Annotated in this window: 27 protein-coding genes and 1 tRNA gene; 4 read left to right on the top strand and 24 right to left on the bottom strand. The window is 60.8% G+C overall.

What is annotated here, in order from left to right; genetic code table 11:
* Positions 1-128: 128 nt before the first annotated feature.
* The 18 genes from bamB to trmJ form a co-directional block, all read right to left on the bottom strand.
* Positions 129-1,280 (bottom strand): outer membrane protein assembly factor BamB, encoded by a 1,152-nt coding sequence (gene bamB / locus JMN22_RS17915; protein ID WP_030139586.1) that lies wholly within the window; start codon positions 1,278-1,280, stop codon positions 129-131.
* Positions 1,273-1,914: a tetratricopeptide repeat protein gene (locus JMN22_RS17910; protein ID WP_030139587.1), complete on the bottom strand. Its 642-nt coding sequence runs from the start codon at positions 1,912-1,914 to the stop codon at positions 1,273-1,275. Before JMN22_RS17910 ends, bamB begins: the two co-directional genes overlap by 8 nt.
* A 40-nt stretch (positions 1,915-1,954) precedes the next feature.
* Positions 1,955-3,244 carry a histidine--tRNA ligase gene (hisS, locus tag JMN22_RS17905; RefSeq protein WP_198796295.1) on the bottom strand — a complete coding sequence of 430 codons (1,290 nt, stop codon included), beginning with the start codon at positions 3,242-3,244 and terminating at the stop codon, positions 1,955-1,957.
* Positions 3,245-3,266: 22 nt separating this feature from the next.
* Positions 3,267-4,376, bottom strand: a complete 1,110-nt coding sequence (gene ispG, locus JMN22_RS17900; RefSeq protein ID WP_003185136.1) for a flavodoxin-dependent (E)-4-hydroxy-3-methylbut-2-enyl-diphosphate synthase — start codon at positions 4,374-4,376, stop codon at positions 3,267-3,269.
* 3 nt (positions 4,377-4,379) lie between these two features.
* The gene (locus JMN22_RS17895; RefSeq protein WP_198796294.1) at positions 4,380-5,435 is read right to left on the bottom strand and encodes a RodZ domain-containing protein; all 1,056 of its coding nucleotides are present in this window, start codon (positions 5,433-5,435) and stop codon (positions 4,380-4,382) included.
* Positions 5,435-6,193 (bottom strand): type IV pilus biogenesis/stability protein PilW, encoded by a 759-nt coding sequence (pilW, locus tag JMN22_RS17890; protein WP_198796293.1) that lies wholly within the window; start codon positions 6,191-6,193, stop codon positions 5,435-5,437. Before pilW ends, JMN22_RS17895 begins: the two co-directional genes overlap by 1 nt.
* Before the next feature lie 12 nt (positions 6,194-6,205).
* On the bottom strand, positions 6,206-7,354 hold the full coding sequence (gene rlmN / locus JMN22_RS17885) for a 23S rRNA (adenine(2503)-C(2))-methyltransferase RlmN (protein WP_030139591.1): 1,149 nt from the start codon (positions 7,352-7,354) through the stop codon (positions 6,206-6,208).
* A gap of 28 nt (positions 7,355-7,382) precedes the next feature.
* Positions 7,383-7,808: a nucleoside-diphosphate kinase gene (gene ndk / locus JMN22_RS17880; protein ID WP_030139592.1), complete on the bottom strand. Its 426-nt coding sequence runs from the start codon at positions 7,806-7,808 to the stop codon at positions 7,383-7,385.
* 88 nt (positions 7,809-7,896) lie between these two features.
* Positions 7,897-8,097 carry a Fe-S cluster assembly protein IscX gene (gene iscX, locus JMN22_RS17875; RefSeq protein WP_198796292.1) on the bottom strand — a complete coding sequence of 67 codons (201 nt, stop codon included), beginning with the start codon at positions 8,095-8,097 and terminating at the stop codon, positions 7,897-7,899.
* Between the two features lie 13 nt (positions 8,098-8,110).
* Positions 8,111-8,452: an ISC system 2Fe-2S type ferredoxin gene (gene fdx / locus JMN22_RS17870; protein ID WP_030139594.1), complete on the bottom strand. Its 342-nt coding sequence runs from the start codon at positions 8,450-8,452 to the stop codon at positions 8,111-8,113.
* 3 nt (positions 8,453-8,455) lie between these two features.
* Positions 8,456-10,318, bottom strand: a complete 1,863-nt coding sequence (hscA, locus tag JMN22_RS17865) for a Fe-S protein assembly chaperone HscA (protein ID WP_030139595.1) — start codon at positions 10,316-10,318, stop codon at positions 8,456-8,458.
* A 50-nt stretch (positions 10,319-10,368) separates the two neighbouring features.
* Entirely contained in the window at positions 10,369-10,890 is a 522-nt protein-coding gene (gene hscB, locus JMN22_RS17860) for a co-chaperone HscB (RefSeq protein ID WP_030139596.1), read from the bottom strand.
* 8 nt (positions 10,891-10,898) lie between these two features.
* Positions 10,899-11,222, bottom strand: coding sequence for an iron-sulfur cluster assembly protein IscA (iscA, locus tag JMN22_RS17855; protein WP_030139597.1), 324 nt, complete (start codon positions 11,220-11,222; stop codon positions 10,899-10,901).
* Positions 11,223-11,246: 24 nt separating this feature from the next.
* Positions 11,247-11,633 (bottom strand): Fe-S cluster assembly scaffold IscU, encoded by a 387-nt coding sequence (gene iscU / locus JMN22_RS17850; RefSeq protein ID WP_003185157.1) that lies wholly within the window; start codon positions 11,631-11,633, stop codon positions 11,247-11,249.
* A gap of 43 nt (positions 11,634-11,676) precedes the next feature.
* Positions 11,677-12,891, bottom strand: a complete 1,215-nt coding sequence (locus JMN22_RS17845; RefSeq protein WP_030139598.1) for an IscS subfamily cysteine desulfurase — start codon at positions 12,889-12,891, stop codon at positions 11,677-11,679.
* 50 nt (positions 12,892-12,941) lie between these two features.
* Positions 12,942-13,433, bottom strand: a complete 492-nt coding sequence (gene iscR, locus JMN22_RS17840; protein ID WP_030139599.1) for a Fe-S cluster assembly transcriptional regulator IscR — start codon at positions 13,431-13,433, stop codon at positions 12,942-12,944.
* A 267-nt stretch (positions 13,434-13,700) separates the two neighbouring features.
* Positions 13,701-14,477, bottom strand: coding sequence for a serine O-acetyltransferase (gene cysE, locus JMN22_RS17835; RefSeq protein WP_181287927.1), 777 nt, complete (start codon positions 14,475-14,477; stop codon positions 13,701-13,703).
* 1 nt (position 14,478) lies between these two features.
* Entirely contained in the window at positions 14,479-15,249 is a 771-nt protein-coding gene (trmJ, locus tag JMN22_RS17830; RefSeq protein ID WP_198796291.1) for a tRNA (cytosine(32)/uridine(32)-2'-O)-methyltransferase TrmJ, read from the bottom strand.
* A gap of 144 nt (positions 15,250-15,393) precedes the next feature.
* On the opposite strand from trmJ, the gene suhB reads away from it, so the two are divergent.
* Positions 15,394-16,212 (top strand): type III secretion system regulator SuhB, encoded by an 819-nt coding sequence (gene suhB, locus JMN22_RS17825; protein ID WP_003185165.1) that lies wholly within the window; start codon positions 15,394-15,396, stop codon positions 16,210-16,212.
* Between the two features lie 480 nt (positions 16,213-16,692).
* Here the strand turns inward: suhB and JMN22_RS17820 are convergent, their stop codons facing one another.
* The 6 genes from JMN22_RS17820 to queA all read right to left on the bottom strand — a co-directional run bounded on the left by JMN22_RS17820 (position 16,693) and on the right by queA (position 22,773).
* A complete protein-coding gene (locus JMN22_RS17820) occupies positions 16,693-17,241 on the bottom strand; it encodes a glycine zipper 2TM domain-containing protein (protein WP_014336691.1) in 549 nt (182 codons plus the stop codon).
* A 117-nt stretch (positions 17,242-17,358) separates the two neighbouring features.
* Positions 17,359-18,273: a protein translocase subunit SecF gene (secF, locus tag JMN22_RS17815; RefSeq protein WP_198796290.1), complete on the bottom strand. Its 915-nt coding sequence runs from the start codon at positions 18,271-18,273 to the stop codon at positions 17,359-17,361.
* A 9-nt stretch (positions 18,274-18,282) separates the two neighbouring features.
* Complete coding sequence (secD, locus tag JMN22_RS17810; RefSeq protein ID WP_198796289.1) at positions 18,283-20,151, bottom strand: protein translocase subunit SecD; 1,869 nt, start codon at positions 20,149-20,151, stop codon at positions 18,283-18,285.
* A 63-nt stretch (positions 20,152-20,214) separates the two neighbouring features.
* Positions 20,215-20,550: a preprotein translocase subunit YajC gene (gene yajC, locus JMN22_RS17805; RefSeq protein WP_007956696.1), complete on the bottom strand. Its 336-nt coding sequence runs from the start codon at positions 20,548-20,550 to the stop codon at positions 20,215-20,217.
* Positions 20,551-20,593: 43 nt separating this feature from the next.
* Positions 20,594-21,709, bottom strand: a complete 1,116-nt coding sequence (gene tgt / locus JMN22_RS17800) for a tRNA guanosine(34) transglycosylase Tgt (protein WP_161951757.1) — start codon at positions 21,707-21,709, stop codon at positions 20,594-20,596.
* 14 nt (positions 21,710-21,723) lie between these two features.
* Positions 21,724-22,773 (bottom strand): tRNA preQ1(34) S-adenosylmethionine ribosyltransferase-isomerase QueA, encoded by a 1,050-nt coding sequence (queA, locus tag JMN22_RS17795; RefSeq protein ID WP_198796288.1) that lies wholly within the window; start codon positions 22,771-22,773, stop codon positions 21,724-21,726.
* Between the two features lie 108 nt (positions 22,774-22,881).
* Between queA and JMN22_RS17790 the strand changes: the two genes are divergently transcribed.
* From JMN22_RS17790 to JMN22_RS17780, 3 genes are all read left to right on the top strand, one after another.
* Positions 22,882-22,966 (top strand) — tRNA-Leu (locus JMN22_RS17790).
* Between the two features lie 341 nt (positions 22,967-23,307).
* Complete coding sequence (locus tag JMN22_RS17785; RefSeq protein ID WP_198796287.1) at positions 23,308-23,637, top strand: hypothetical protein; 330 nt, start codon at positions 23,308-23,310, stop codon at positions 23,635-23,637.
* Between the two features lie 63 nt (positions 23,638-23,700).
* Positions 23,701-23,988 carry a barstar family protein gene (locus JMN22_RS17780; RefSeq protein ID WP_198796286.1) on the top strand — a complete coding sequence of 96 codons (288 nt, stop codon included), beginning with the start codon at positions 23,701-23,703 and terminating at the stop codon, positions 23,986-23,988.
* Positions 23,989-24,027 lie beyond the last annotated feature (39 nt).

The raw sequence follows: 24,027 nt of genomic DNA, 5'->3' as shown, positions 1-24,027 counted from the left end.
CCTGTAGGAGCGGGCTTGCTCGCGAATGCGCTGGCCCAATGAGATGGATGTCAACTGATCCACCGCTTTCGCGAGCAAGCCCGCTCCCACATGAATGAAGCCGCTTGGGAATTAACCCAAGCATAGTCTTACTTGATGGTCAGGGCTTCCAGTTTGCCGCTGTTGCCATACACATAAATCATGCTGCCCACCACCAGCGGACGGGCACGCAGGCCGTCGCTGTCGATGCGCTCACGGCCGACGAAACGACCGTCCACCTGGCTGAGCAGGTGCAGGTAACCTTCCAGGTCACCCACTGCAACGTAGCTGGAGAACACTTCCGGGGCCGACAGTTGACGACGGGCCAGGGAATCGTTGCTCCACAACGCGGTGGTGGAACGTTCATCGACGCCTTCGACCGTGCCCGAGGACAGGCTCACATAGACGCTGCCAAAACCCTGGGCGACACCGGCGTAGCTGGAAGCATCGCGCTGCCACAGCACGCGACCGCTTTCCAGGTCCAGCGCCGCGACGCGACCCTGGTAGCTGGCGACATACAGCGTACCGCCGGACAGCAACAAGCCGCCGTCGATGTCGACTACACGTTCCAACTCCGAACGACCTTGAGGGATCGCTACACGCTGCTCCCAGACTGGCACGCCATTGGAAATGTCCAGGGCAACGACTTTACCGGTCGACAAGCCAGCCACCGCGAGGCGGTTGGTGACGATCGGCGCACTGGTGCCGCGCAAGGTCAGTACCGCCGGGGTGCTGTCATACAACCAGCGCTGGTTGCCGGTGGCGGCATCCAGGCCGATCAGGCGGTCATCCTGGGTCTGGACCACGACCACGTCGCCGTTGGTGGCGGGCGGTGCGAGGACTTCACTGGTCACGCGGGCGCGCCATTTCTCTTCACCGCTGCTCGCGTCCAGGGCGACGATCTCACCCTTGAGCGTGCCGATCATGACCAGCCCGTAACCCACGCCAACGGCGCCGGACACAGGCAGTTCGAGATCTTTCTCCCACTTCACGTCGCCGTTCATGCGATCCATGGCCATGACGACGCCGGTGACGTCGCCGGCATAAATGGTGTCGCCGTCGATGGCCGGCACCAGCATGTTGTAGGTTTCACCCTGGCCATCACCGATGGAACGGCTCCATTGCTTCTGCAGAACGACTTCTTCTTTGAAGTCGGTCAGTTCGGCCGGAGGCAGTTCTTTCTTGCTGTTGCTGCTGCAACCCGCGGCCAGAATGGCCAGGGCCAGCAATGCTGCATGTTTCCAACGGATCACGTCACGCATCCCCTTTGGCCAGGTCGTCCAGCTTGATTTGCAGGCCACCGACCGCGGCTTCATCCGACAGCGCAGCCTTGGCTTTTTGGTAGGCCGCATGGGCCTCATCGGCACGGCCCAGCTGTACCAGCAGGTCGCCCTTGAGTTCTTCGCGAGTCGCCAGGAACGCCTTGTCGGCGTCGCCGTCGAGCAGCTTCAAGGCGTCTTCGGTCTTGTTCTGTGCCGCCAGCACCTGTGCCAGGCGCTGACGTGCGACTTCGCCCAAGGTCGGGTTGGCCGGCTTGTCGACGATCGCTTTCAGCTCGGTGGCCGCATCGTCCAGCTTGCCGCTGTCTACCGCGACCTTGGCCACGAACAGGCTGCCGTACTGGGCGTAGGCGGTACCGCCGAACTCTTTGTTCAGCTTGCCGGCCAGGTCCGCCACGCGTGCCGCGTCAGGCTTGCCGTCCGGGGTCAGGGTGGTTTCCAGCAATTGCTGGTAGAGCATCGAGGCGCCTTGCGACTGGTTGCTCTGGTATTTCTGGTAGGCCTGCCAGCCGAACACGATGACCAGCGCCAACAGGCCGCCAGTGACCAGCGGCTTGCCGTTGCGCGTCCACCAGTCCTTCAAATCCGCCAGCTGTTCATCTTCGGTACTCGACACCCCAATACTCCTTAATCGCTAAATCGGCTGTTTGACAGCTTCAACCCTGCACGACGCAGGTGGCCAGGTGTGCAGCAAGCGCATCCCAGGCAATGCTTTGTTGTTCGCCCTGGCCACGCAGGGGTTTGAAACCTACCACTTGTTGGGCCAGTTCGTCGTCACCGAGGATCAATGCGTACAGCGCACCGCTCTTGTCGGCCTTCTTGAATTGGCTCTTGAAGCTGCCGGCACCGGCGTTGACCTGCAGGCGCAGGTTGGGCAACTGGTCGCGAACCCGCTCGCTCAACGACAGGGCGGCCAGCTCGGCAGCCTCGCCAAAGGCGCACAGGTAGACGTCGACCTGACGGGACAGCTCTTCAGGCACCTTGTCCAGCGCCTCAAGCATCAATACGAGGCGCTCGATGCCCATGGCAAAGCCCACGCCGGGGGTCGGCTTGCCGCCCATCTGCTCCACCAGCCCGTCGTAGCGGCCGCCGGCACACACGGTGCCCTGGGCGCCGAGCTTGTCGGTGACCCATTCGAAGACGGTCTTGCTGTAGTAGTCCAGGCCGCGAACCAACTTCGGGTTGATCACGTAGGGGATTCCCACGGCGTCGAGGCGAGCCTTCAGCCCTTCGAAGTGCGCACGGGACTCGTCGTCGAGGTAGTCGGCCATTTTCGGCGCGTCCACCAGGATCGCCTGGGTTTCCGGATTCTTGGTGTCGAGCACGCGCAGCGGGTTGGTCTTCATGCGGCGCTGGCTGTCTTCATCCAGCTTGTCCACGTGCGCGGAGAGAAAATCCACCAACGCTTCGCGGTAGCGACCGCGGGATTCACTGGTGCCCAGGCTGTTGAGCTCGAGCTTGACCGCATCACGCAGCCCCAGCTCGCCCCACAGGCGCCAGGTCATGACGATCAGCTCGGCGTCGATGTCCGGCCCCTCGAGGTTGAACACCTCGAGACCGATCTGGTGGAACTGGCGATAACGGCCTTTCTGCGGGCGCTCGTGGCGGAACATCGGGCCAACGTACCAGAGCTTCTGCACCTGGCCGCCGCCGGTGATGCCGTGCTCGAGCACTGCACGCACACAGGCCGCCGTGCCTTCGGGGCGCAGGGTCAGGGAATCGCCGTTGCGGTCGTCGAAGGTGTACATCTCTTTTTCGACGATGTCGGTGACTTCACCAATGGAGCGTTTGAACAGCTCGGTGAACTCGACGATCGGCATGCGGATCTGCCGATAACCGTAGTTATCCAGCAAACGCGCCACGGTGCCCTCGAAATAACGCCACAGGGGCGTCTGCTCGGGCAGGATGTCGTTCATGCCACGAATGGCTTGCAGAGACTTGCTCACATGTATTCCTTAATCTTGCGACTTAACCGCGCGCGATGACCGCTGCGTCGGCTTCGACCTTTTCGGCCGCCTTCTGGCGAATCAGCCGTTCCAGCTCATCCACCAGATTGTCATTCGTCAGTTTCTGCGACGGCTTGCCGTCGATGTAAATCAGGTTCGGTGTACCGCCAGTCAGGCCGATATGGGCCTCCTTGGCTTCGCCAGGCCCGTTGACCACGCAGCCGATCACCGCGACATCCAGCGGCACCAGCAGGTCTTCGAGGCGCCCTTCCAGTTCGTTCATGGTCTTGACCACATCGAAGTTCTGCCGCGAGCAACTCGGGCAGGCGATGAAGTTGATGCCACGGGAACGCAGGTGCAGGGACTTGAGAATGTCGTAGCCGACTTTCACTTCCTCGACCGGGTCAGCCGCCAACGAGATGCGGATGGTATCGCCAATCCCCTCGGCGAGCAGCATACCGAGGCCGACGGCGGATTTCACCGTACCCGAACGCAACCCACCGGCTTCGGTGATGCCCAGGTGCAATGGCTGGACAATTTCCTTGGCCAGCAGGCGGTAGGCTTCGACGGCCATGAACACGTCGGACGCCTTCACGCTGACCTTGAAGTCCTGGAAATTCAGGCGTTCGAGGTGTTCCACATGGCGCAGGGCCGACTCCACCAGCGCGGCTGGGGTCGGTTCGCCGTATTTCTTCTGCAGGTCTTTTTCCAGGGAACCGGCGTTCACGCCGATGCGGATCGGGATGCCGCGGTCGCGGGCGGCATCGACCACGGCACGAACACGGTCTTCGCGACCGATATTGCCCGGGTTGATGCGCAGGCAATCGACACCCAGCTCGGCCACGCGCAAGGCAATGCGGTAGTCGAAATGAATGTCGGCCACCAACGGGACCTTGACCAGTTGCTTGATCTTGCCGAACGCCTCGGCGGCGTCCATGTCCGGCACGGAGACACGCACGATGTCGACGCCGGCGGCTTCCAGGCGGTTGATCTGCGCGACCGTGGCGGCCACGTCATTGGTGTCGCTGTTGGTCATGCTCTGCACAGCGATTGGCGCATCGCCGCCCACGGGCACGTTACCGACCCAGATTTTCCGGGATTCGCGACGCTTGATTGGAGATTCGCCGTGCATGACTTATTGACCCAACTTCAGGCGAGCGGTCTCGCCACTGGTGAACGGAGCGATGTCGACCGGCTGGCCGTTGTAGCTGACCTGCGCGCCACGGGCATAACCCAGGCGTACGGCAAACGGTGGCTTGCCGTTGACAGACGCGCTGTCGCCCTTGCGCTTGAGGCCACTGAACAGGACTTTGCCGTTGCCATCGGTGATCTGCGTCCAGCAATCGGCGGTGAACTGGATCTGGACCTGGCCGTCACCCGCCGCCGGGGCCGCTGGAGCAGCGGGTACCGCCGGAGTCGCCACGGCAGGTGCTGGCGTGGCAGGCGCAGGAGTAGCAGGCGCTGTCGGAGTGCTGCCAGCATGGGCCGGAGGAGCAGGCGCCGCCGGAGTGCTGCCGGCATGGGCCGGAGCCGTTGGCGCTGCAGGCGTGGGAACAGGCGCCTGCGCGGCTGGGGCGGCTGGCTCGGTGCCGGCAGCGGTATCGGCCTCGGCGCCATCCTGGCCCTGGGGCAACGCCAGTGCGGTTTCGCCTTCAGCCTGGCCTTCGGCAACGGCCTGGTCTTCCGGCTCGTCCAGCGGATGGATCTGGGTGGTGCCGTCGGCGCCTTCGACTTCGACGTGCTCGGTGTTCATCGCAACCGGTTCCTTGGTACGCAAGGACGCCTGGTCCTGCCACCAGACAAAACCGCCACCGATCACCGCGATCAGCAGCAACAGGCTGACGATGCGCAGAATGGTGTGGGAAACACGCACGGGCTCTTCGATACGGCCCAGGCTGTGCACGTTGCTGCCCTGGGCGTCGGAACCGGTGTATTGGTCGAACTGCTGGACCAGCACGGTCTGGTCCATGCCGAGCAATTTGGCATAGGCGCGGATGTAGCCCCGGGCGAAGGTATGCCCTGGCAATTTGTCGAACGCGCCGGCTTCCAGATTGCTCAGGGAAGTCACGGTAAGATTGAGCTTGTGGGCCACTTCGGCCAGCGACCAACCATTGCTTTCGCGGGCTTGACGCAGGGTCTCACCGGGATTTACGCGAGTCGCTGCTACAACTTCGGGATGCGCCGCTTTCATCATTGCTCCGACAGGTATTGCTGATATTCCGGCGTACCGGGATAGAGTCTTTTGAGTTGCAGGCCGTAACTGGCAGCCTTGTCGCGATCTTCAAACACATGTGCCAGCCGAACGCCGAGCAATAGACTACGTGCATTTTGTTCGCTCAGCAGGCTAAAACGCTCGTAATAGTCACGCGCGGGCACATAATGCCTGTCTTCGTAAGACAACTCAGCCATTTCCAGCAATGCACGCGGTTGTTGGCGGTTGAGCCGCAGCGCCTTCTCAAGCTGCTGGCGGGCCAGGTCGCGCTGGCCGAGTTTCGCGGCCGTCATGCCGAGGTTCTCGAAAACCCGCGAACGCTCGGGATAAAGGGTATCGGCGGCCGCTTGCTCGAAACGTTCGTAGGCGTCCTTGTAACGGGCCTGTTCGTAAAGAAAACTGCCGTAGTTGTTCAGGATACGGGCATCTTTTGGCCGGGCCGACAACGCCTTGCGAAAATGCTCGTCAGCCAGCTCCGATTCCAGCTCGGCCTGGAACACCAGCGCCAGCGCCGCATTGGCATCGGCGTCGGAGCTGTCCAGTTCCAAAGCTTTCTTGAGGGGCACCTTGGCCCGCTCGGTCATGCCCTGCTGCAGATAGCCGATGCCCAGTTGCACATAGGCCTGGCGGGCTTCGTCGCGCCCTTTGCTGGTCTTCATCGGGTTGTAGTCACCCGACAGGACACAACCGGAACAGAGACCGGCCAGCAGCAAAACGAGCGCGAAGCGCAGGGACATAGAGTTCCTCTCTTAGTGACTGTTCGCAGCGTTCTGCACTGCATCGTCGGTGGCGTTCAGTTCGCGCACGGCGATGTAGCGTTCGCTGCGACGGGTGCGATCCAGCACCTGTCCTACCAATTGGCCACACGCGGCGTCGATGTCTTCGCCGCGAGTCGTGCGCACGGTGACGTTGAAGCCAGCGTGATGTAGCTGATCCTGGAAGCGACGAATCGCGTTGTTGCTCGGACGCTCGTAACCGGAATGCGGGAACGGGTTGAACGGGATCAGGTTGATCTTGCACGGGATGTTCTTGAGCAGCTCGATCATCTCGACCGCATGTTCAACCTTGTCGTTCACATCCTTGAGCAGGGTGTACTCGATGGTCAGCACGCGTTTCTCGCCCAACGCCGACATGTAGCGCTGGCAGGATTCGAGCAGCATCTTAAGCGGATATTTCTTGTTGATCGGCACCAATTGGTTACGCAATGCGTCATTGGGTGCGTGCAACGACAGCGCCAGGGAGACGTCGATGTGCTTGGCCAGCTCATCGATCATCGGCACCACGCCGGAGGTAGACAGGGTCACGCGGCGCTTGGAAATGCCGTAGCCCAGGTCATCCATCATCAAATGCATGGCGGAGACGACGTTGTCGAAGTTCAGCAGCGGCTCACCCATGCCCATCATCACCACGTTGGTGATGGCACGGTCGACGGTTGCCGGGACGCTGCCAAAGGATTTGTTGGCAATCCACACCTGGCCGATCACTTCGGCGGCGGTGAGGTTGCTATTGAAGCCTTGCTTGCCGGTGGAGCAGAAACTGCAATCCAGGGCACAGCCTGCCTGGGACGAAACGCACAAGGTGCCGCGCTTGCCCTGGGGGATGTAGACGGTCTCGACGCAGCTGCCGGACGCCACGCGCACCACCCATTTACGGGTGCCGTCGCTGGAAATGTCCTGGCTGACCACTTCGGGGCCGCGAATCTCGGCAACAGCCTTGAGCTTTTCGCGCAGGGCCTTGCCGACATTCGTCATGGCGTCGAAGTCGTCGACGCCAAAGTGGTGAATCCATTTCATCACCTGGCCGGCACGGAAACGCTTCTCCCCGATCGAGTCGAAGAATTTCTCCATTTCCGGCTGGGTCAGGCCCAACAGGTTGGTTTTGCCGTTCGATGTAGTCATGGATTCACCTTCACTCAAAAGCCTGGGCTTAGCGAGTGGTTACTTCAGTAGCGGAGAAAAAGTAAGCGATTTCGCGAGCAGCGGCGGCTTCGGAGTCCGAACCGTGGACGGCGTTGGCGTCGATGGATTCAGCGAAGTCAGCACGGATGGTGCCAGGAGCAGCTTCTTTAGGGTTGGTAGCGCCCATCAGCTCACGGTTGCGAGCGATGGCGTTTTCGCCTTCCAGCACCTGAACGACAACCGGACCGGAAGTCATGAAGGCAACCAGCTCACCGAAGAAACCGCGCTCGCTGTGCTCAGCGTAGAAGCCTTCGGCTTCGGCTTTGGACAGTTGCTTCATTTTCGAAGCTACAACGCGCAGGCCAGCGTCTTCGAAGCGGGTAACGATCTTGCCGATCACGTTTTTAGCAACGGCGTCAGGCTTGATGATGGAGAAAGTACGTTGAACAGCCATGGTGTAACTCCAGAAACGGTAATTTGCGAAAAATTAAACCCGCGAATTATACGCGGGTTCAGGGGTATTGCCTAACCTGCCGGGTCGATCAGTCGATTTCGTCGATCCAGAGCTGTTGGACAGCCTCCAGGACCTTCTCGCCACAACGGCCAGAGGTGTTGTCGAAATCGGGTAATTCCATGATCCAGCGCTGCAAATCGACAAAATTCACAGCCTTCGGGTTCACGTCCGGCTTGGCTTCGGCCAGTTCTTCTGCGATGCGTTGTACATCAGTCCAACCATAGCTCATGACAGTATCACCATCAGTGCGGCGCTTCGGCCGCATGGTTAAGCGAATATTTCGGAATCTCGACGGTCAGGTCTTCGGTGCCGACGATGGCTTGGCAACCCAGGCGCGATTGCGCTTCCAGGCCCCAGGCCCGATCGAGGAAATCTTCCTCCAGTTCGTCCGCTTCTTCCAGCGAGTCGAACCCTTCGCGAATGACGCAATGGCAGGTCGTGCAAGCGCAGACGCCGCCACAGGCACTTTCCATCTCGATATGGTGCTCATGGGCCAGCTCGAGAATCGAAATTCCGGGCTCAGCCTCCACGACCATGCCCTCCGGACAGAACTTCTCGTGGGGCAGAAAAATCACCTGCGGCATCAGTTATTCCTCGATTTCATTCAGGTTGCGCCCCGCCAGGGCGGCTTTCACCGTCGAGTCCAGGCGGCGGGCAGCAAAGGCATCGGTGACTTGCGACAGACGCTTGGTCTGCTGCTCGATGGCATAACCATCGGTGCCCTTGATCAATTCGGAGAGTTCTTGCATCTGCATTTCGATGACCATGCGCTCTTCGGCGTCAAGCAGGCGCTCGCCATCGGCTTCGAGAGCGGCCTGCACGGCTTCGACCAGGCGCTGGCCGTCAACCTGCTGCTCGCGCAGCACACGGGCGACCTTGTCGTCGCTGGCGTGCTGGAAGGAATCCTTGAGCATCTTGGCGATTTCACCGTCGGTCAGGCCATAGGAAGGCTTGACCTGGATGCTCGCTTCCACGCCCGAACCCAGTTCGCGAGCGGAAACGTTGAGCAGACCGTCGGCATCGACCTGGAAGGTCACGCGGATCTTCGCCGCACCGGCGACCATGGCCGGGATGCCGCGCAATTCGAAGCGGGCCAGGGAACGGCAGTCGCTGATCAGCTCACGCTCACCTTGCAGCACGTGGATCATCATGGCCGACTGGCCGTCTTTATAAGTGGTGAAGTCCTGGGCGCGGGCAACGGGGATGGTGGTGTTGCGCGGGATGACCTTCTCCATCAGGCCGCCCATGGTTTCCAACCCCAGGGACAACGGGATCACGTCGAGCAACAGCAGTTCGCCGCCGTCGCGCTTATTGCCGGCCAGGGTATCGGCCTGGATCGCGGCGCCGATGGCGACCACCTGGTCCGGGTCGATTTCGGTCAGTGGCTGGCGGCCAAAGGCTTCGGCAACGGCTTCGCGAACCCGAGGCACGCGGGTCGAACCCCCGACCATGACCACGGCCTTGACGTCTTCGAGCTCTACGCCGGAATCGCGCACGGCACGGCGGCAGGCCTTGAGGCTGCGGGCGACCATGGGTTCGATCAGGGCATCGAAGGCTTCGCGGGTCAGCGCCGCTTTCCACTCGCCATAAACGACTTCAACCGTGTTGGCGTCGGTCAAGGCTTCCTTGGCGGCGCAGGCAGTTTGCAGCAGGTGGCGTTGCGCACCCGGGTCGAGGTCGGCGGAGAGGCCCGCTTGCTCGATGATCCAGCCCGCGATGGCATGGTCGAAGTCATCGCCGCCCAGGGCACTGTCGCCGCCGGTGGCCAGGACTTCGAAAACACCGCCAGTCAGGCGCAGAATCGAAATATCGAACGTACCGCCGCCCAGGTCGTAGATCGCGACGAGGCCTTCGGCGTGCTGATCGAGGCCGTAGGCAACGGCCGCTGCTGTCGGCTCGTTAAGCAGGCGCAGCACGTTCAGGCCGGCGAGCTTGGCGGCGTCCTTGGTGGCTTGGCGCTGAGCGTCGTCGAAATAGGCCGGCACCGTGATCACCGCCCCCACCAGTTCACCGCCCAACGCCGCTTCGGCACGTTGGCGCAGGACTTTCAGGATGTCAGCGGAAACCTCTACCGGGCTTTTCGGGCCCTGGACGGTTTCGATGAACGGCATATGGGATTCGCCACCGACGAAGCGGTACGGCAATTGATCGCCCAGTTGCTTGACGTCGGACAGACCACGACCCATCAAGCGCTTGACCGAGACAATGGTATTCAGGGGATCGGTGGCGGCGGCCAGCTTGGCCGACTCGCCCACTTCAACGCGGTCGGCGTGATAACGCACGGCGGACGGCAGGATCACCCGTCCCTGCTCGTCGGCCAGCGGTTCGGAAAGACCGCTGCGCAAGGCAGCGACCAGGGAATTGGTGGTACCCAAGTCGATCCCGACAGCCAGGCGACGCTGGTGCGGTTGTGGACTTTGGCCGGGTTCGGCGATCTGCAGTAGGGCCATCGTAATCAGGACTTATCTGTAATCAGGCGTGCGACCGGAGCGGCACTGGGTTAATCGTCGAGGCGCTCTTCTAGCTGGCGCACTTCGTGGGTGAGCTTGTCGAGGAACTGCATGCGCCGCATCAGGCGTTCGGCCTGTTCGCGTTGCGCGGCATCGTTCCAGCAGGCTGCGAAGCTTTCGTTCAGTGTGTGCTGGGCATCTTTCAGGCGACGCTTGAAAACCGCGACACCGGCCAGGTCGGCGCTGTCCTGCAGGTCTTCAAGCTCCTCGCGCCATTGCATCTGCTGCAACAGGAACTCGGGATCGTGGACCGTGACTTCCAGGGGCAGCTCATGACCGCTGATGGCGAGCAGGTAACGCGCGCGCTTGGCCGGGTTCTTGAGCGTCTGGTAAGCCTCGTTGAGGTTCGCCGACTGCTCGAGCGCCCGCCGCTGCTCCGCCTCGGAGGCATCGGCAAAGCGATCGGGGTGGACACCACGGGCCAGTTCCAGATAACGCGCGGACAACTGATCGAGGTCCAGCTGGAAAGCAGGCTGCAACTGGAACAACGCAAAATGACAAGGAGTACCCACGAGCAGCCTCAGATGTTGAAGCTTTCGCCGCAGCCACATTCACCGCGCACGTTGGGATTGTTGAACTTGAAACCTTCGTTCAACCCTTCCTTGACGAAATCCAGCTCGGTGCCGTCCAGGTACGTCAGGCTCTTCGGGTCAATGATCACTTTCTGACCATGACTTTCGAACACCTGGTCGTCTTCACCGACTTCGTCGACGAATTCCAGTACATAGGCGAGGCCGGAACAGCCCGTGGTGCGAACACCCAGGCGGATACCCTCGCCCTTGCCGCGCCCTGCAAGAGAACGCTGCACATGCTTAGCTGCCGCTTCTGTCATCTGGATAGCCATGGAAACTCCTTACCGTAACGCGGATCAGATCAAGCCTTTCTTCTGCTTGTAGTCGCGAACGGCGGCCTTGATGGCGTCTTCAGCGAGTACCGAGCAGTGGATTTTCACTGGCGGCAAGGCCAGTTCTTCGGCCAGCTGGGTGTTCTTGATGGTTTCGGCTTCGTCGAGGGTCTTGCCCTTCATCCACTCGGTGGCCAGGGAGCTGGACGCGATGGCGGAACCGCAGCCGTAGGTCTTGAACTTGGCGTCTTCGATAATGCCTTGCTCGTTGACCTTGATCTGCAGGCGCATCACGTCGCCGCACGCCGGGGCGCCGACCATGCCGGTGCCGACGTCAGGATCCTGCGCGTCCATCTTGCCGACGTTGCGCGGGTTCTCGTAGTGGTCGATGACCTTTTCGCTATATGCCATTTGCTTCAATCCTCATCAGTGGAGCCGCTCTGGTGGCGACTTCTCAGTGCGCCGCCCATTCGATTTTCGAAATGTCGACGCCGTCTTTGTACATGTCCCACAGCGGCGACAGAGCGCGCAGCTTGGTCACGGCCTCGCAGACTTTCTGCGCGGCATAATCGATTTCTTCTTCGGTGGTGAAGCGGCCGAAGGTGAAGCGGATGGAACTGTGGGCCAATTCGTCGTTGCGGCCCAGGGCGCGCAGTACGTACGAAGGCTCAAGCGACGCCGAGGTGCACGCCGAACCGGACGACACGGCCAGATCCTTGAGTGCCATGATCAGCGACTCGCCTTCAACGTAGTTGAAGCTCAGGTTCAGGTTGTGCGGGACGCGGGCGGTCATGCTGCCGTTGACGTACAGCTCTTCGAGGTGCTCGACCTGCTTGAAGAAACGGTCGCTCAAGGCCTTGATGCGCACGTTCTCGGCCGCCATGTCTTCCTTGGCGACGCGGAAGGCTTCGCCCATGCCGACGATCTGGTGGGTCGCCAGGGTACCGGAACGCATGCCACGCTCGTGACCGCCGCCGTGCATGGTCGCTTCGAGGCGAACACGCGGCTTGCGGCTGACGTACAGGGCGCCGATGCCTTTAGGACCGTAGGTCTTGTGGGCGGAGAACGACATCAGGTCGACTTTCAGCTTGGACAGGTCGATGTCGACCTTGCCAGTGGACTGCGCCGCGTCGACGTGGAACAGGACGCCCTTGGAGCGGGTCAGCTCGCCGATGGCGGCGATGTCGTTGACGGTGCCGATTTCGTTGTTCACGTGCATGATCGAAACCAGGATGGTGTCGTCGCGCAGGGCGGCTTCGACCATGGCCGGGGTGATCAGGCCGTCTTCACCGGGCTCGATGTAGGTGACTTCGAAGCCTTCACGCTCCAGTTGGCGCGTGGTGTCCAGGACAGCCTTGTGCTCGATCTTCGAGGTGATCAGGTGCTTGCCCTTGGTGTGGTAGAAATGCGCGACACCCTTGATTGCCAGGTTGTCGGACTCGGTGGCACCGGAGGTCCAGACGATTTCACGCGGGTCGGCGTTGACCAGGTCGGCGACTTGGCGACGGGCGTTTTCCACCGACTCCTCGGCCTTCCAGCCAAAGACGTGGGAGCGGGACGCCGGGTTACCGAAGTTTCCGTCGACCAGCAGGCATTCACTCATCTTTTGCGCGACACGCGGATCAACCGGGGTGGTCGCAGAGTAATCAAGGTAAATCGGCAATTTCATGGACTCTCTCCTAAATCAGGCTGGCTGGCGTTCCGCGTGCTCTGCGGCGGTCATTCGACGGCGGACGCTTCGATCTTGTCCAGGTGCGGCGCCTTGCCATTGCAACGGCGCTGGTCCTGACGCTGGGCTACTTCTTGCACCTCACGGCGAGTCACAAGGTCGGCCAAGCTGATACCACTCAGAAATTCGTGAATCTGCAGGCTCAAGTCGCACCACAGATGATGGGTCAGGCAAGTATCGCCGCCATGGCAATCGCCCAGCCCCTGGCATTTGGTCGCATCGACCGATTCGTTCACGGCATCGATCACCTGGGCGACCTGGATGCCTTGCATCTCGCGCGACAGCTGGTAGCCGCCGCCGGGGCCGCGAACACTGGAGACCAGGTTGCTGCGGCGCAGCTTGGCGAACAGTTGTTCGAGGTAGGACAGGGAAATGCCCTGGCGCTCGGAGATATCGGCGAGGGACACCGGCCCGTGCTGCGCATGCAATGCCAGATCGAGCATTGCGGTCACGGCGTATCGGCCTTTTGTAGTCAGTCGCATGGACAATTACCACGGAGTTCGGAATGGGGGCGAGTATGCAATTCCCGAGTATTTAAGTCAAGTATAAGACCTAGTGCTTTACTCAGGTTTACCCGCAAAAGAGCGCGCGAATGATAGCAAAGGTAGGCGGCTAACGACCAGCGATACCGCGTTATCGTTCATCGCGAGCAAGCTCGCTCCCACAGGGCTCTCTGGCGAGCACATAATTCATGTACGACGCAAATTCCATGTGGGAGCGAGCTTGCTCGCGATGAGGCCAGCAGGGTTTCAGCTGGCCTGGGTCTCATCCTTGTCCTTCACACACGCAAAGTCTTCCTCGCGCAGTTCAGGCAGGTCCTTGGCACAATAATTACTCCCCAATTCCTTCAGGGCGCCGCACATCCCCTCCAGGCGCCCGTCCACTGCTTGCAGGTGGTCGAGCAACTGGTTGATGGCGCGGGCGACCGGGTCGGGCATGTCTTCGCCGACACCGTAGGCGTCGAAGCCGATCTTTTCGGCCATGGCCTTGCGACGGGCGTCCTGCTCGTCATCGGACTTGACGATGATCCGCCCTGGAATGCCCACCACAGTGGCGCCGGGCGGCACGGCCTTGGTCACCACCGCATTGGAGCCGACTTTCGCCCCGGCCCCGACCGTGAACGGCCCGAGCACCTTGGCGCCAGCCCCCACGACAACGCCGTCTTCCAGCGTCGGGTGACGCTTGCCTTTGTTCCAACTGGTGCCGCCGAGGGTCACGCCTTGATAAAGCGTCACGTCGTCGCCGATTTCGGCGGTCTCGCCAATGACGATGCCCATGCCGTGGTCGATGAAGAACCGGCGACCGACCTTGGCGCCCGGGTGGATCTCGATCCCGGTCAGCCAGCGCCCGAAGTTCGAGACCAGCCGCGCCAGCCATTTCCAGCCCATGTTCCACAGGGCGCCGGACAGGCGATGGATCCAGATGGCGTGCATCCCCGGGTAGCAGGTCAACACTTCAAAGGCATTGCGCGCCGCCGGGTCACGATGAAAGACGCTCTGGATATCTTCACGCAAACGTTCGAACATTTTATTCCTTCCGCTTAATCAGCTCGCCACGGGCCGCTTTCTGGGTTTCCGTGAGGATGCCGCGCAATATATTCATTTCCGCCCGGCTTACCGAGCTTCGTCCGTACAACCGACGCAGGCGCGCCATCAAGTGCCGAGGCTTGTCCGGGTCGAGGAATTCGATGTCCACCAGGGTCTGCTCCAGGTGTTCATAGAATCGCTCCAGTTCGTCCATGGTCGCCAGTGTCTCACTGCGCGGCGACGTCGCCTCGTATTTTTCCAGCTTGCTGGGCTGGCCCTCGGCTTGCAGCCAGGCCATGCGCACTTCATAACTCAACACCTGCACCGCCGCCCCGAGGTTCAGCGAGCTGAAGCCGGGGTCGGAAGGGATATGCACGTGGAAATGACATCGCTGCAGCTCTTCATTGGTGAGGCCGGAATCTTCACGGCCAAACACCAAGGCGATCTGCCCGCCCTGCCCGGCCTCCTCGACCACTTTGGTGCCGCATTCTCGGGGATCGAGCAACGGCCAGGGAATGCGGCGGTCGCGGGCACTAGTGCCGAGCACCAGGTTGCAACCCACCAGGGCGTCTTCCAGCGTGGCGACGACCTCGGCATTGGCCAGGATGTCATTGGCGCCGGATGCCCGGGCATCGGCTTCGTGGTGGGGAAACGAACGGGGCTCGACCAGTACCAGCCGCGACAGGCCCATGTTCTTCATGGCCCGCGCAGCTCCGCCGATGTTTCCCGGATGGCTGGTATTGACCAGGACGACACGAATGTTCTGCAACAAGGGAGGCGCTCTCGAACACGACAAAGGGAGCAAATCTTACCTAAGCACCTACCGTTAAGCTATGAAAGCGAACACCAACCTTCTCCTGAGAAAAAGTTCTGATAGAATGCGCGGCTTTCTTTAACAACCTTAGGTGACACATCCATGCAGCCCATGCTGAATATCGCGCTGCGCGCCGCCCGCAGCGCCAGTGAACTGATCTTCCGCTCCATCGAGCGCCTGGATACCATCAAGGTCGATGAAAAAGACGCCAAGGACTACGTGTCCGAGGTGGATCGCGCCGCCGAACAGAAAATCGTCGACGCCCTGCGCAAGGCTTACCCGAACCACTCCATCCTCGGTGAAGAGACCGGCATGCATGCCGGGACCGGCATCGAAGGCGAAGAGTACCTGTGGATCATCGATCCGTTGGACGGCACCACCAACTTCCTGCGCGGCATTCCACACTTCGCTGTCAGCATCGCCTGCAAATACCGTGGTCGCCTGGAACACGCCGTCGTACTGGACCCGGTTCGCCAGGAAGAATTCACCGCCAGCCGAGGCCGTGGCGCCCAACTGAACGGTCGTCGCCTGCGCGTCAGCGGCCGCACCAGCCTCGACGGCGCCTTGCTGGGTACCGGCTTCCCGTTCCGTGACGACCAGATGGATAACCTGGACAACTACCTGGGCATGTTCCGCGCCCTGGTCGGCCAGACCGCTGGCATCCGCCGCGCCGGTGCTGCAAGCCTGGACCTGGCTTATGTTGCAGCAGGCCGTTTCGATGCGTTCTGGGAGTCGGGCCTGTCCGAGTGGGACATGGCTGCGGGCGCCCTGCTGATCCAGGAAGCTGGCGGCTTGGTGAGCGACTTCACCGGCGGCCACGACTTCCTTGAAAAAGGCCACATCGTTGCCGGCAACACCAAATGCTTCAAGGCTGTGCTGACGGCCATCCAGCCGCATTTGCCGGCTTCGCTGAAGCGCTAAGCAGCTCGACTAGAGAAAAGCACCTTTCGGGGTGCTTTTTTTTATGCCTACGTGCTCACCTCACTCACCCGTGGCGAGGGATTTGTCCCCGCTGGGCTGCGCAGCAGCCCCCTCCCCAGCAGCCAAATTTAATCTGCCTGACACACTTGGCTGGCCGCAATTAGGGCCGCTACGCGCCCCAGCGGGGATAAATCCCCTCGCCACGACGGATCGCATCTGGAACATGGATGCAGGCTGAACCACCGCTTTCGCGAGCGAGCCCACTCCCACAAGGAGATTTGGGGTAGGCATAAGATTTGTGCCCACCGCAGATCCAATGTGGGAGCGAGCTTGCTCGCGAAGAGGCCGGCACATTCAATATCGATGCAAGCTGAGCCACCGCTTCACGAGCAAGCTCGCTCCCACAGGGGATTCGGGGTGGCGCGTGAATTGTGGGCATGAAAAAAGCACCCCGAAGGGTGCTTTTTCATAGCGGCTGGATCACTGCGCTGGTTCGTTCTGACCCAGGATCAGTTGGCCTTCCTTGCTCACCGGGATCTGGTTGCCCGGGTCGCGGTCCATACGGACTTTGCCTTCCTTGCCGTCGAGCATGTAGCGAACGTCGTAGCCTACAACCTTGTCGCTGATGTCATTGACCGTGTTGCAGCGAGTTTGGGTGGTGGTGTACGTGTCGCGTTCCTGCATGCCTTCCTGAATCTTGTTACCGGCATAACCGCCGCCAGCCGCACCGGCCACGGTGGCGATTTTCTTGCCGGTGCCGCCGCCGATCTGGTTGCCCAACAGGCCACCGGCCACAGCGCCGAGCACGGTGCCGGCGATCTGGTGCTGGTCCTGGACTGGCTTCTGCCGAGTCACGGTGACGTCCTTGCACACTTCACGCGGAGTCTTGATCTGGGTCTTGACCGGTTCCACGGCCAATACTTGCGCATACTCAGGGCCACTTTTTACCAAGCTGTAGGTGGCGACCGCACCACCGGCTGTTACACCGACAGCACCCAATACCGCACCAACCAGCATCGATTTGTTCACTTGAACCTCCTGACCATCACAAGCGGAATAATCCGCGCTTCTCCCAGCCTTGGAGCACAAAAAAAGGCGCGAGTTCAACTCGCGCCTTTTCAGTGGTGACGGACGGAAAACCGAACCTTACGGGCGGTCGTCCACCTCGGTCTCCGTAGCGGCTGGAGGAATCAGATCCTCGGAGCTCAAGTTCAGCCAGATCAACACCACGTTGGCGATGTAGATCGACGAGTAAGTACCCGCCATCACACCAATGAACAGCGCGATGGAGAAACCGAACAGGTTGTCGCCGCCAAAGAACAACAGCGCGGCAATCGCCAGCAAGGTGGAGATCGACGTCGCCATGGTCCGCAACAGGGTCTGGGTGGTCGAGATGTTGATGTTCTCGATCAAGGACGCCTTGCGCAACACACGGAAGTTCTCACGCACCCGGTCGAACACCACGATGGTGTCGTTGAGCGAGTAACCGATGATCGCCAGCACCGCCGCCAACACCGTCAAGTCGAAGGTGATCTGGAAGAACGACAGGATGCCCACGGTCACGATCACGTCGTGGATCAGCGAGACAATGGCCCCCACCGCGAACTTCCACTGGAAGCGGAAGGCCAGGTAGAGCATCACGCCGCCCAGGGCCAACAGCATGCCGAGGCCGCCCTGGTCGCGCAGTTCTTCACCCACTTGCGGGCCGACGAACTCCACGCGCTTGACCTGGGCCGGGTTGTCGCCGCCGGCCTTCTGCAAGGCTTCGGCTACCTGGTGGCCCAGTTGCGGGTCTTCGCCTGGCATGCGCACCAGCAAATCGGTGGTGGCGCCAAAGCTCTGCACGACGGCATCGCTGTAGCCCGAGGTCGCCAGTTGCTCACGCACCTTGCTGACGTCAGCCGGACGCTCGTAGGTCAGCTCGATGAGCGTACCGCCGGTGAAGTCCAGGCCGTAGTTCAGGCCCTTGGTGGCCCAGCTGAACAACGCCAGGGCCGTGAGGAACAATGTGACGCCGAACGCAATGTTGCGAACGCCCATGAAGTTGATTGTACGTAACATGGCAGCCCCTTAAATCCACAACTTCTTGACGTCACGACCACCATAAATCAGGTTGACCATTGCACGGGTCACCATGATGGCTGTGAACATCGAGGTAAAGATCCCGAGGGACATGGTCACTGCGAAACCCTTGACCGGGCCGGTGCCCATGGCAAAGAGAATCCCGCCGACCAGCAACGTGGTCAGGTTGGAGTCGATAATCGCAGTGAATGCGCGGCCGAAGCCTTCGTTGATTGCCCGCTGGACCGACATGCCCGCGGCGATTTCTTCACGTATCCGCGAGAAGATCAGCACGTTGGCGTCCACCGCCATGCCCATGGTCAAGACGATACCGGCGATACCCGGCAGGGTCAGCGTCGCGCCCAACAACGACATCAGGGCCAGCAGCAGCACCATGTTCACCGCCAGCGCAACCGTGGCGATCAAGCCGAAGAAGCGGTAGATGGCGATGATGAACAGCGACACGAACAACATGCCCCACAGGGATGCATCGACACCCTTGGTGATGTTGTCGGCACCCAGGCTCGGGCCGATGGTGCGTTCTTCAGCGAAGTACATCGGCGCGGCCAGGCCACCGGCACGCAGCAACAAGGCCAGTTCCGAGGATTCGCCCTGGCCGTTCAGGCCGGTGATGCGGAACTGGCTGCCCAGTGGCGACTGGATGGTCGCCAGGCTGATGATCTTCTTCTCTTCCTTGAAGGTCTGCACCGGCACGTCTTTCTCGACACCGTTGACCACTTGCTTGGTGTAGGTAGTGGTCGGCTTCTGCTCGATGAAGATCACCGCCATGCTGCGACCGACGTTGCTGCGCGTGGCGCGGCTCATCAGTTCGCCGCCGTGGCCGTCGAGGCGAATGTTCACCTGCGGACGACCCTGCTCGTCGAAGCCCGCCTGGGCGTCGGTCACCTGGTCACCAGTGATGATCAGGCCACGCTCGATCTGCGCCGCCGGACGACCGCCTTCACGGAACTCGAAGCTCTCGGAAGTGGCCTTGGACGCACCCGGCTCAGCAGCCAGGCGGAATTCCAGGTTGGCGGTCTTGCCGAGGATACGCTTGGCTTCGGCCGTGTCCTGCACGCCTGGCAGCTCAACCACGATGCGGTTGGCGCCCTGGCGCTGCACGATCGGCTCGGCCACACCCAGCTCGTTGACGCGGTTACGTACCGTGGTCAAGTTCTGCTTGATGGAGTATTCGCGGATTTCCGCCAGCTTGGCCGGGGTCATCGCCAGACGCAGCACCGGTTGGCCATTGAGGTCGGCCGGTACAATGTCGAAATCGTTGAAATTCTTGCGGACCAGCGCACGAGCCTGTTCGCGGGCGTCTTCATCGCTGAAGCCCAGTTGAATGGCACCTTCGAACTGCGGCAGGCTGCGATAACGCACGCGCTCTTTGCGCAGCAGGCTCTTGACGTCGCCTTCGTAGACTTTCAGGCGTGCGTCGAGGGCTTTTTCCATGTCCACTTCCAGCAGGAAGTGCACGCCACCGGACAAGTCCAGGCCCAACTTCATTGGGTGGGCGCCAAGATTGCGCAGCCATTGCGGGGTGGTCTGGGCCAGGTTCAGGGCTACAACGTAGTCGTCGCCCAACGCCTTGCGCACCACGTCCTTGGCCGGCAGCTGATCTTCAGACTTGACCAGGCGCAACAGGCCGCCCTTGCCGTTTTCAGCGATGGACGCAGCCTTGACCTCGATATTGGAAGCCTTGAGCGCAGCGCTCGCACGGTCCAGATCGGCCTGGGTGACCTGCAGCGCAGTGCTTGCGCCACTGACCTGAATGGCCGGGTCATCCGGGTAAAGATTGGGAGCGGAATAAATCAGACCGACCGCCAGCACCGCCAGGATCAGTAGGTATTTCCACAGAGGGTATTTGTTCAGCATCACGCCGCCCGCTTATGACGCGGGGCGCCTTGCGCGCCCCGTCGATTGAAGAGAAGTTGTTACTTAGATCGCTTTCAGCGTGCCTTTTGGCAGCGTGGCCGCGATGGCGCCCTTCTGGAACTTCATTTCAACAGTGTCGGACACTTCCAGTACCACGAAGTCATCAGCCACTTTAGTGATCTTGCCAGCGATGCCGCCGGTGGTGACCACTTCATCACCTTTCTGCAAGCTGCTGAGCAGGTTCTTCTGCTCTTTGGCGCGCTTGGCCTGTGGACGCCAGATCATCAGGTAGAAGATGACCAGGAAGCCGACCAGGAAAATCCACTCGAAACCGCCACCCATTGGCGCAGCTGCAGGTGCAGCGGCATCGGCCATGGCGTTAGAGATAAAAAAGCTCATTTAGCACTCCAGTTGCAAGTATTGAATCTAGGGATCGGAAAACTCAGTCCAAAGGCGGAACAGGCAACCCGCGCTTGGCATAGAAGGCCTCGACAAAGGCGGCCAATGTACCCTGTTGGATAGCCTCGCGCAAACCAGCCATAAGCACCTGATAATGGCGCAAATTGTGGATGGTATTGAGCATGCTGCCGAGCATTTCGCCGCACTTGTCCAAATGATGCAGATAAGCACGGGAGAAGTTCTGGCAGGTGTAGCAATCGCACGTCGGATCGAGCGGCGAATCATCATGGCGATGAAACGCGTTACGGATCTTCAGCACACCGGTGTCGATGAACAGATGCCCATTGCGGGCATTACGGGTTGGCATCACGCAATCGAACATGTCCACCCCGCGGCGCACACCCTCAACCAGATCTTCCGGTTTGCCAACGCCCATAAGGTAACGAGGTTTGTCAGCGGGCATTTCGCCCGGCAGGTAATCGAGCACCTTGATCATCTCGTGCTTCGGTTCGCCCACCGACAGGCCGCCAATCGCCAGGCCGTCAAAACCAATCTTGTCCAGGCCTTCCAGCGAGCGCATGCGCAGGTCGCGGTGCATGCCGCCCTGGACAATGCCGAACAGCGCCGCCGTGTTTTCGCCATGGGCATTCTTCGAACGCTGGGCCCAGCGCAACGACAGTTCCATCGACACCCGCGCCACGTCTTCATCGGCCGGGTACGGCGTACACTCGTCGAAGATCATCACGATGTCCGAACCCAGGTCGCGCTGCACCTGCATCGACTCTTCCGGGCCCATGAACACTTTGGAACCGTCCACCGGAGAAGCGAAGGTCACGCCCTCCTCCTTGATCTTGCGCATCGCACCGAGGCTGAACACCTGGAAGCCGCCGGAGTCGGTCAGGATCGGACCTTTCCACTGCATGAAATCGTGCAGGTCGCCGTGGGCCTTGATCACCTCCATGCCCGGGCGCAGCCACAGGTGGAAGGTATTGCCGAGGATGATTTCCGCGCCAATCGCCTCGATGTCACGCGGCAGCATGCCCTTGACCGTGCCGTAGGTGCCCACCGGCATGAACGCAGGGGTTTCCACGGTTCCGCGGGGGAAGGTCAGGCGTCCGCGACGAGCCTTGCCATCGGTGGCAAGCAACTCGAAGGACATGCGACAGGTGCGACTCATACGGTTTCCTCGGGCCCGCGTGGCGCGGGGTTACGGGTGATGAACATCGCATCACCGTAGCTGAAAAAGCGGTACCCATGCTCGACAGCGGCCTTGTAGGCGGCCATGGCTTCGGGATAACCGGCGAACGCCGAAACCAGCATCAACAGCGTGGACTCGGGCAAATGAAAGTTGGTGACCAGGGCATCGACCACATGAAACGGCCGGCCCGGGTAGATAAAGATGTCGGTGTCGCCACTGAACGGCTTGAGCACGCCATCGCGCGCGGCGCTTTCCAGGGAGCGCACGCTGGTGGTCCCCACCGCCACCACCCGCCCACCGCGGGCGCGACAGGCCGCCACGGCATCGACGACTTCCTGGCTCACTTCGAGCCATTCGCTGTGCATGTGGTGGTCTTCGATGCGATCCACGCGCACCGGCTGGAACGTCCCCGCGCCGACGTGCAGCGTCACGAACGCCGTCTCCACGCCCTTGGCCGCAATCGCCTCCAGCAACGGCTGATCAAAATGCAGCCCCGCCGTCGGCGCCGCCACCGCCCCCAGGCGCTCGGCGTAGACGGTCTGATAACGCTCGCGGTCCGAACCTTCGTCCGGGCGGTCTATATAAGGAGGCAACGGCATGTGCCCGACACGGTCGAGCAGCGGCAACACCTCTTCGGCAAACTCCAGCTCGAACAACGCATCATGCCGCGCCACCATCCGCGCCTCACCGCCGCCGTCGATCAAGATCGACGAACCCGGCTTGGGCGACTTGCTCGACCGCACATGGGCCAGCACGCGATGACTGTCCAGCACCCGCTCCACCAGAATCTCCAGCTTGCCGCCGGAGGCCTTCTGGCCAAACAACCGCGCCGGAATCACCCGGGTATTGTTGAACACCATCAAATCGCCCGGGTGCAAATGCTCGAGCAAATCAGTGAATTGACGGTGAGCCATGGCACCGCTGACCCCGTCCAGGGTCAACAGTCGACTGGCGCGACGCTCGGCCAGAGGGTGGCGAGCGATCAGCGAATCCGGGAGTTCGAAGGTAAAGTCAGCAACACGCATGATGGGGTTCGTCTAGCAGGGCCGGAAAGTCTAGCGGAAATATCAAAAATTCACCATAAAACGTGATTGACCAACGGTAGGCACCTCTCTATACTTCGCCGCCATTGAGCCCTGATGGCGGAATTGGTAGACGCGGCGGATTCAAAATCCGTTTTCGAAAGGAGTGGGAGTTCGAGTCTCCCTCGGGGCACCATCTTAAAGAAAGACCTTGAAATTCAAGGTCTTTTTTTTCGTCTGCAGGAAAGTGGTTTTGCTGTGATCAGCGCAGATCTCACCTGACGGCGATCCCTTTTGTGGCGAGGGGATTTATCCCCGCTGGGCTGCAAAGCAGCCCCCCAATACCAGCCCAGTCACGAGGAAGAACCTGCGATAGGGGAAAACCCCGTGGCGAGTGAGCTTGCTCCCGCTTGAGCGCAAAGCGCTCACAAAATAGTCACTCCCCACACCGATACTCCGACTAGCACTCGCCAAGCCATGAACCCTCAACCCAACTCCACCCCACCCTCCTCACCCAGTCACAAAGGATTTCACCCCATGGAATTGCTGCTGGAAACGGTCGCTCTCTACTCCCTCAAACTCGCTTATGAGACGGAAGGGCACAGCCCGATTTTGCGGGATGATCCGTTGATGGGCAGTTGCGACCGGGAGATTTTTAAGTTGCTGATACGGCGGGGCGATGTGGCCGGGATTCAGGGCGAAATCAGCCGATGCCTGGATTTAGCGTTGGGCGCGATTGGTGGGGTAGATACAGTGCTGGGCCGAGAGCTGCATCGTTTGGTTGCGGACTTCAACGCAGTGCAGAAAATGGACGATTTTTACGCTCCGCTCATCGCGCTTAACGGTTACGTGAAAGATATTCTATAAACCCCAGCGCTCGTTCCGTTGAGTTCCTGATCGCAGACCTTAAACGCTATTGAGGTTCGAACGATGACCCGCCAACTGCTTGTGCAGATTGATCTAAACGAAGTGATGAGTGCCAACGAACTCCATTCCACCCTGAGAGACGCGCTAGGCTTCCCCGGCTGGTACGGCTGTAACTGGGATGCCTTCTGGGACGCAATTACCGGACTAGTGGAAATGCCCGTGCACCTGAAAATTTCCGGGTGGGATGCGTTATCCAGGCGCTTACCCAAAGATGCTGAGCTCATGCAAAAGTGCCTCGAAGACCTGAGCCTTGAGTATCCATCGTTCGTGCCAAACGTAGAGTTCGACTGAACGCAAGAACGCGGTGACGGCTGGCGGTGCGACACTCAA

It is taken from the genome of Pseudomonas sp. HB05 (assembly GCF_016756915.1).
Classification (GTDB): domain Bacteria; phylum Pseudomonadota; class Gammaproteobacteria; order Pseudomonadales; family Pseudomonadaceae; genus Aquipseudomonas; species Aquipseudomonas alvandae.
The sequence above is the reverse complement of the archived record's forward strand: the minus strand, read 5'-3'. Positions and strand labels throughout refer to the sequence as shown.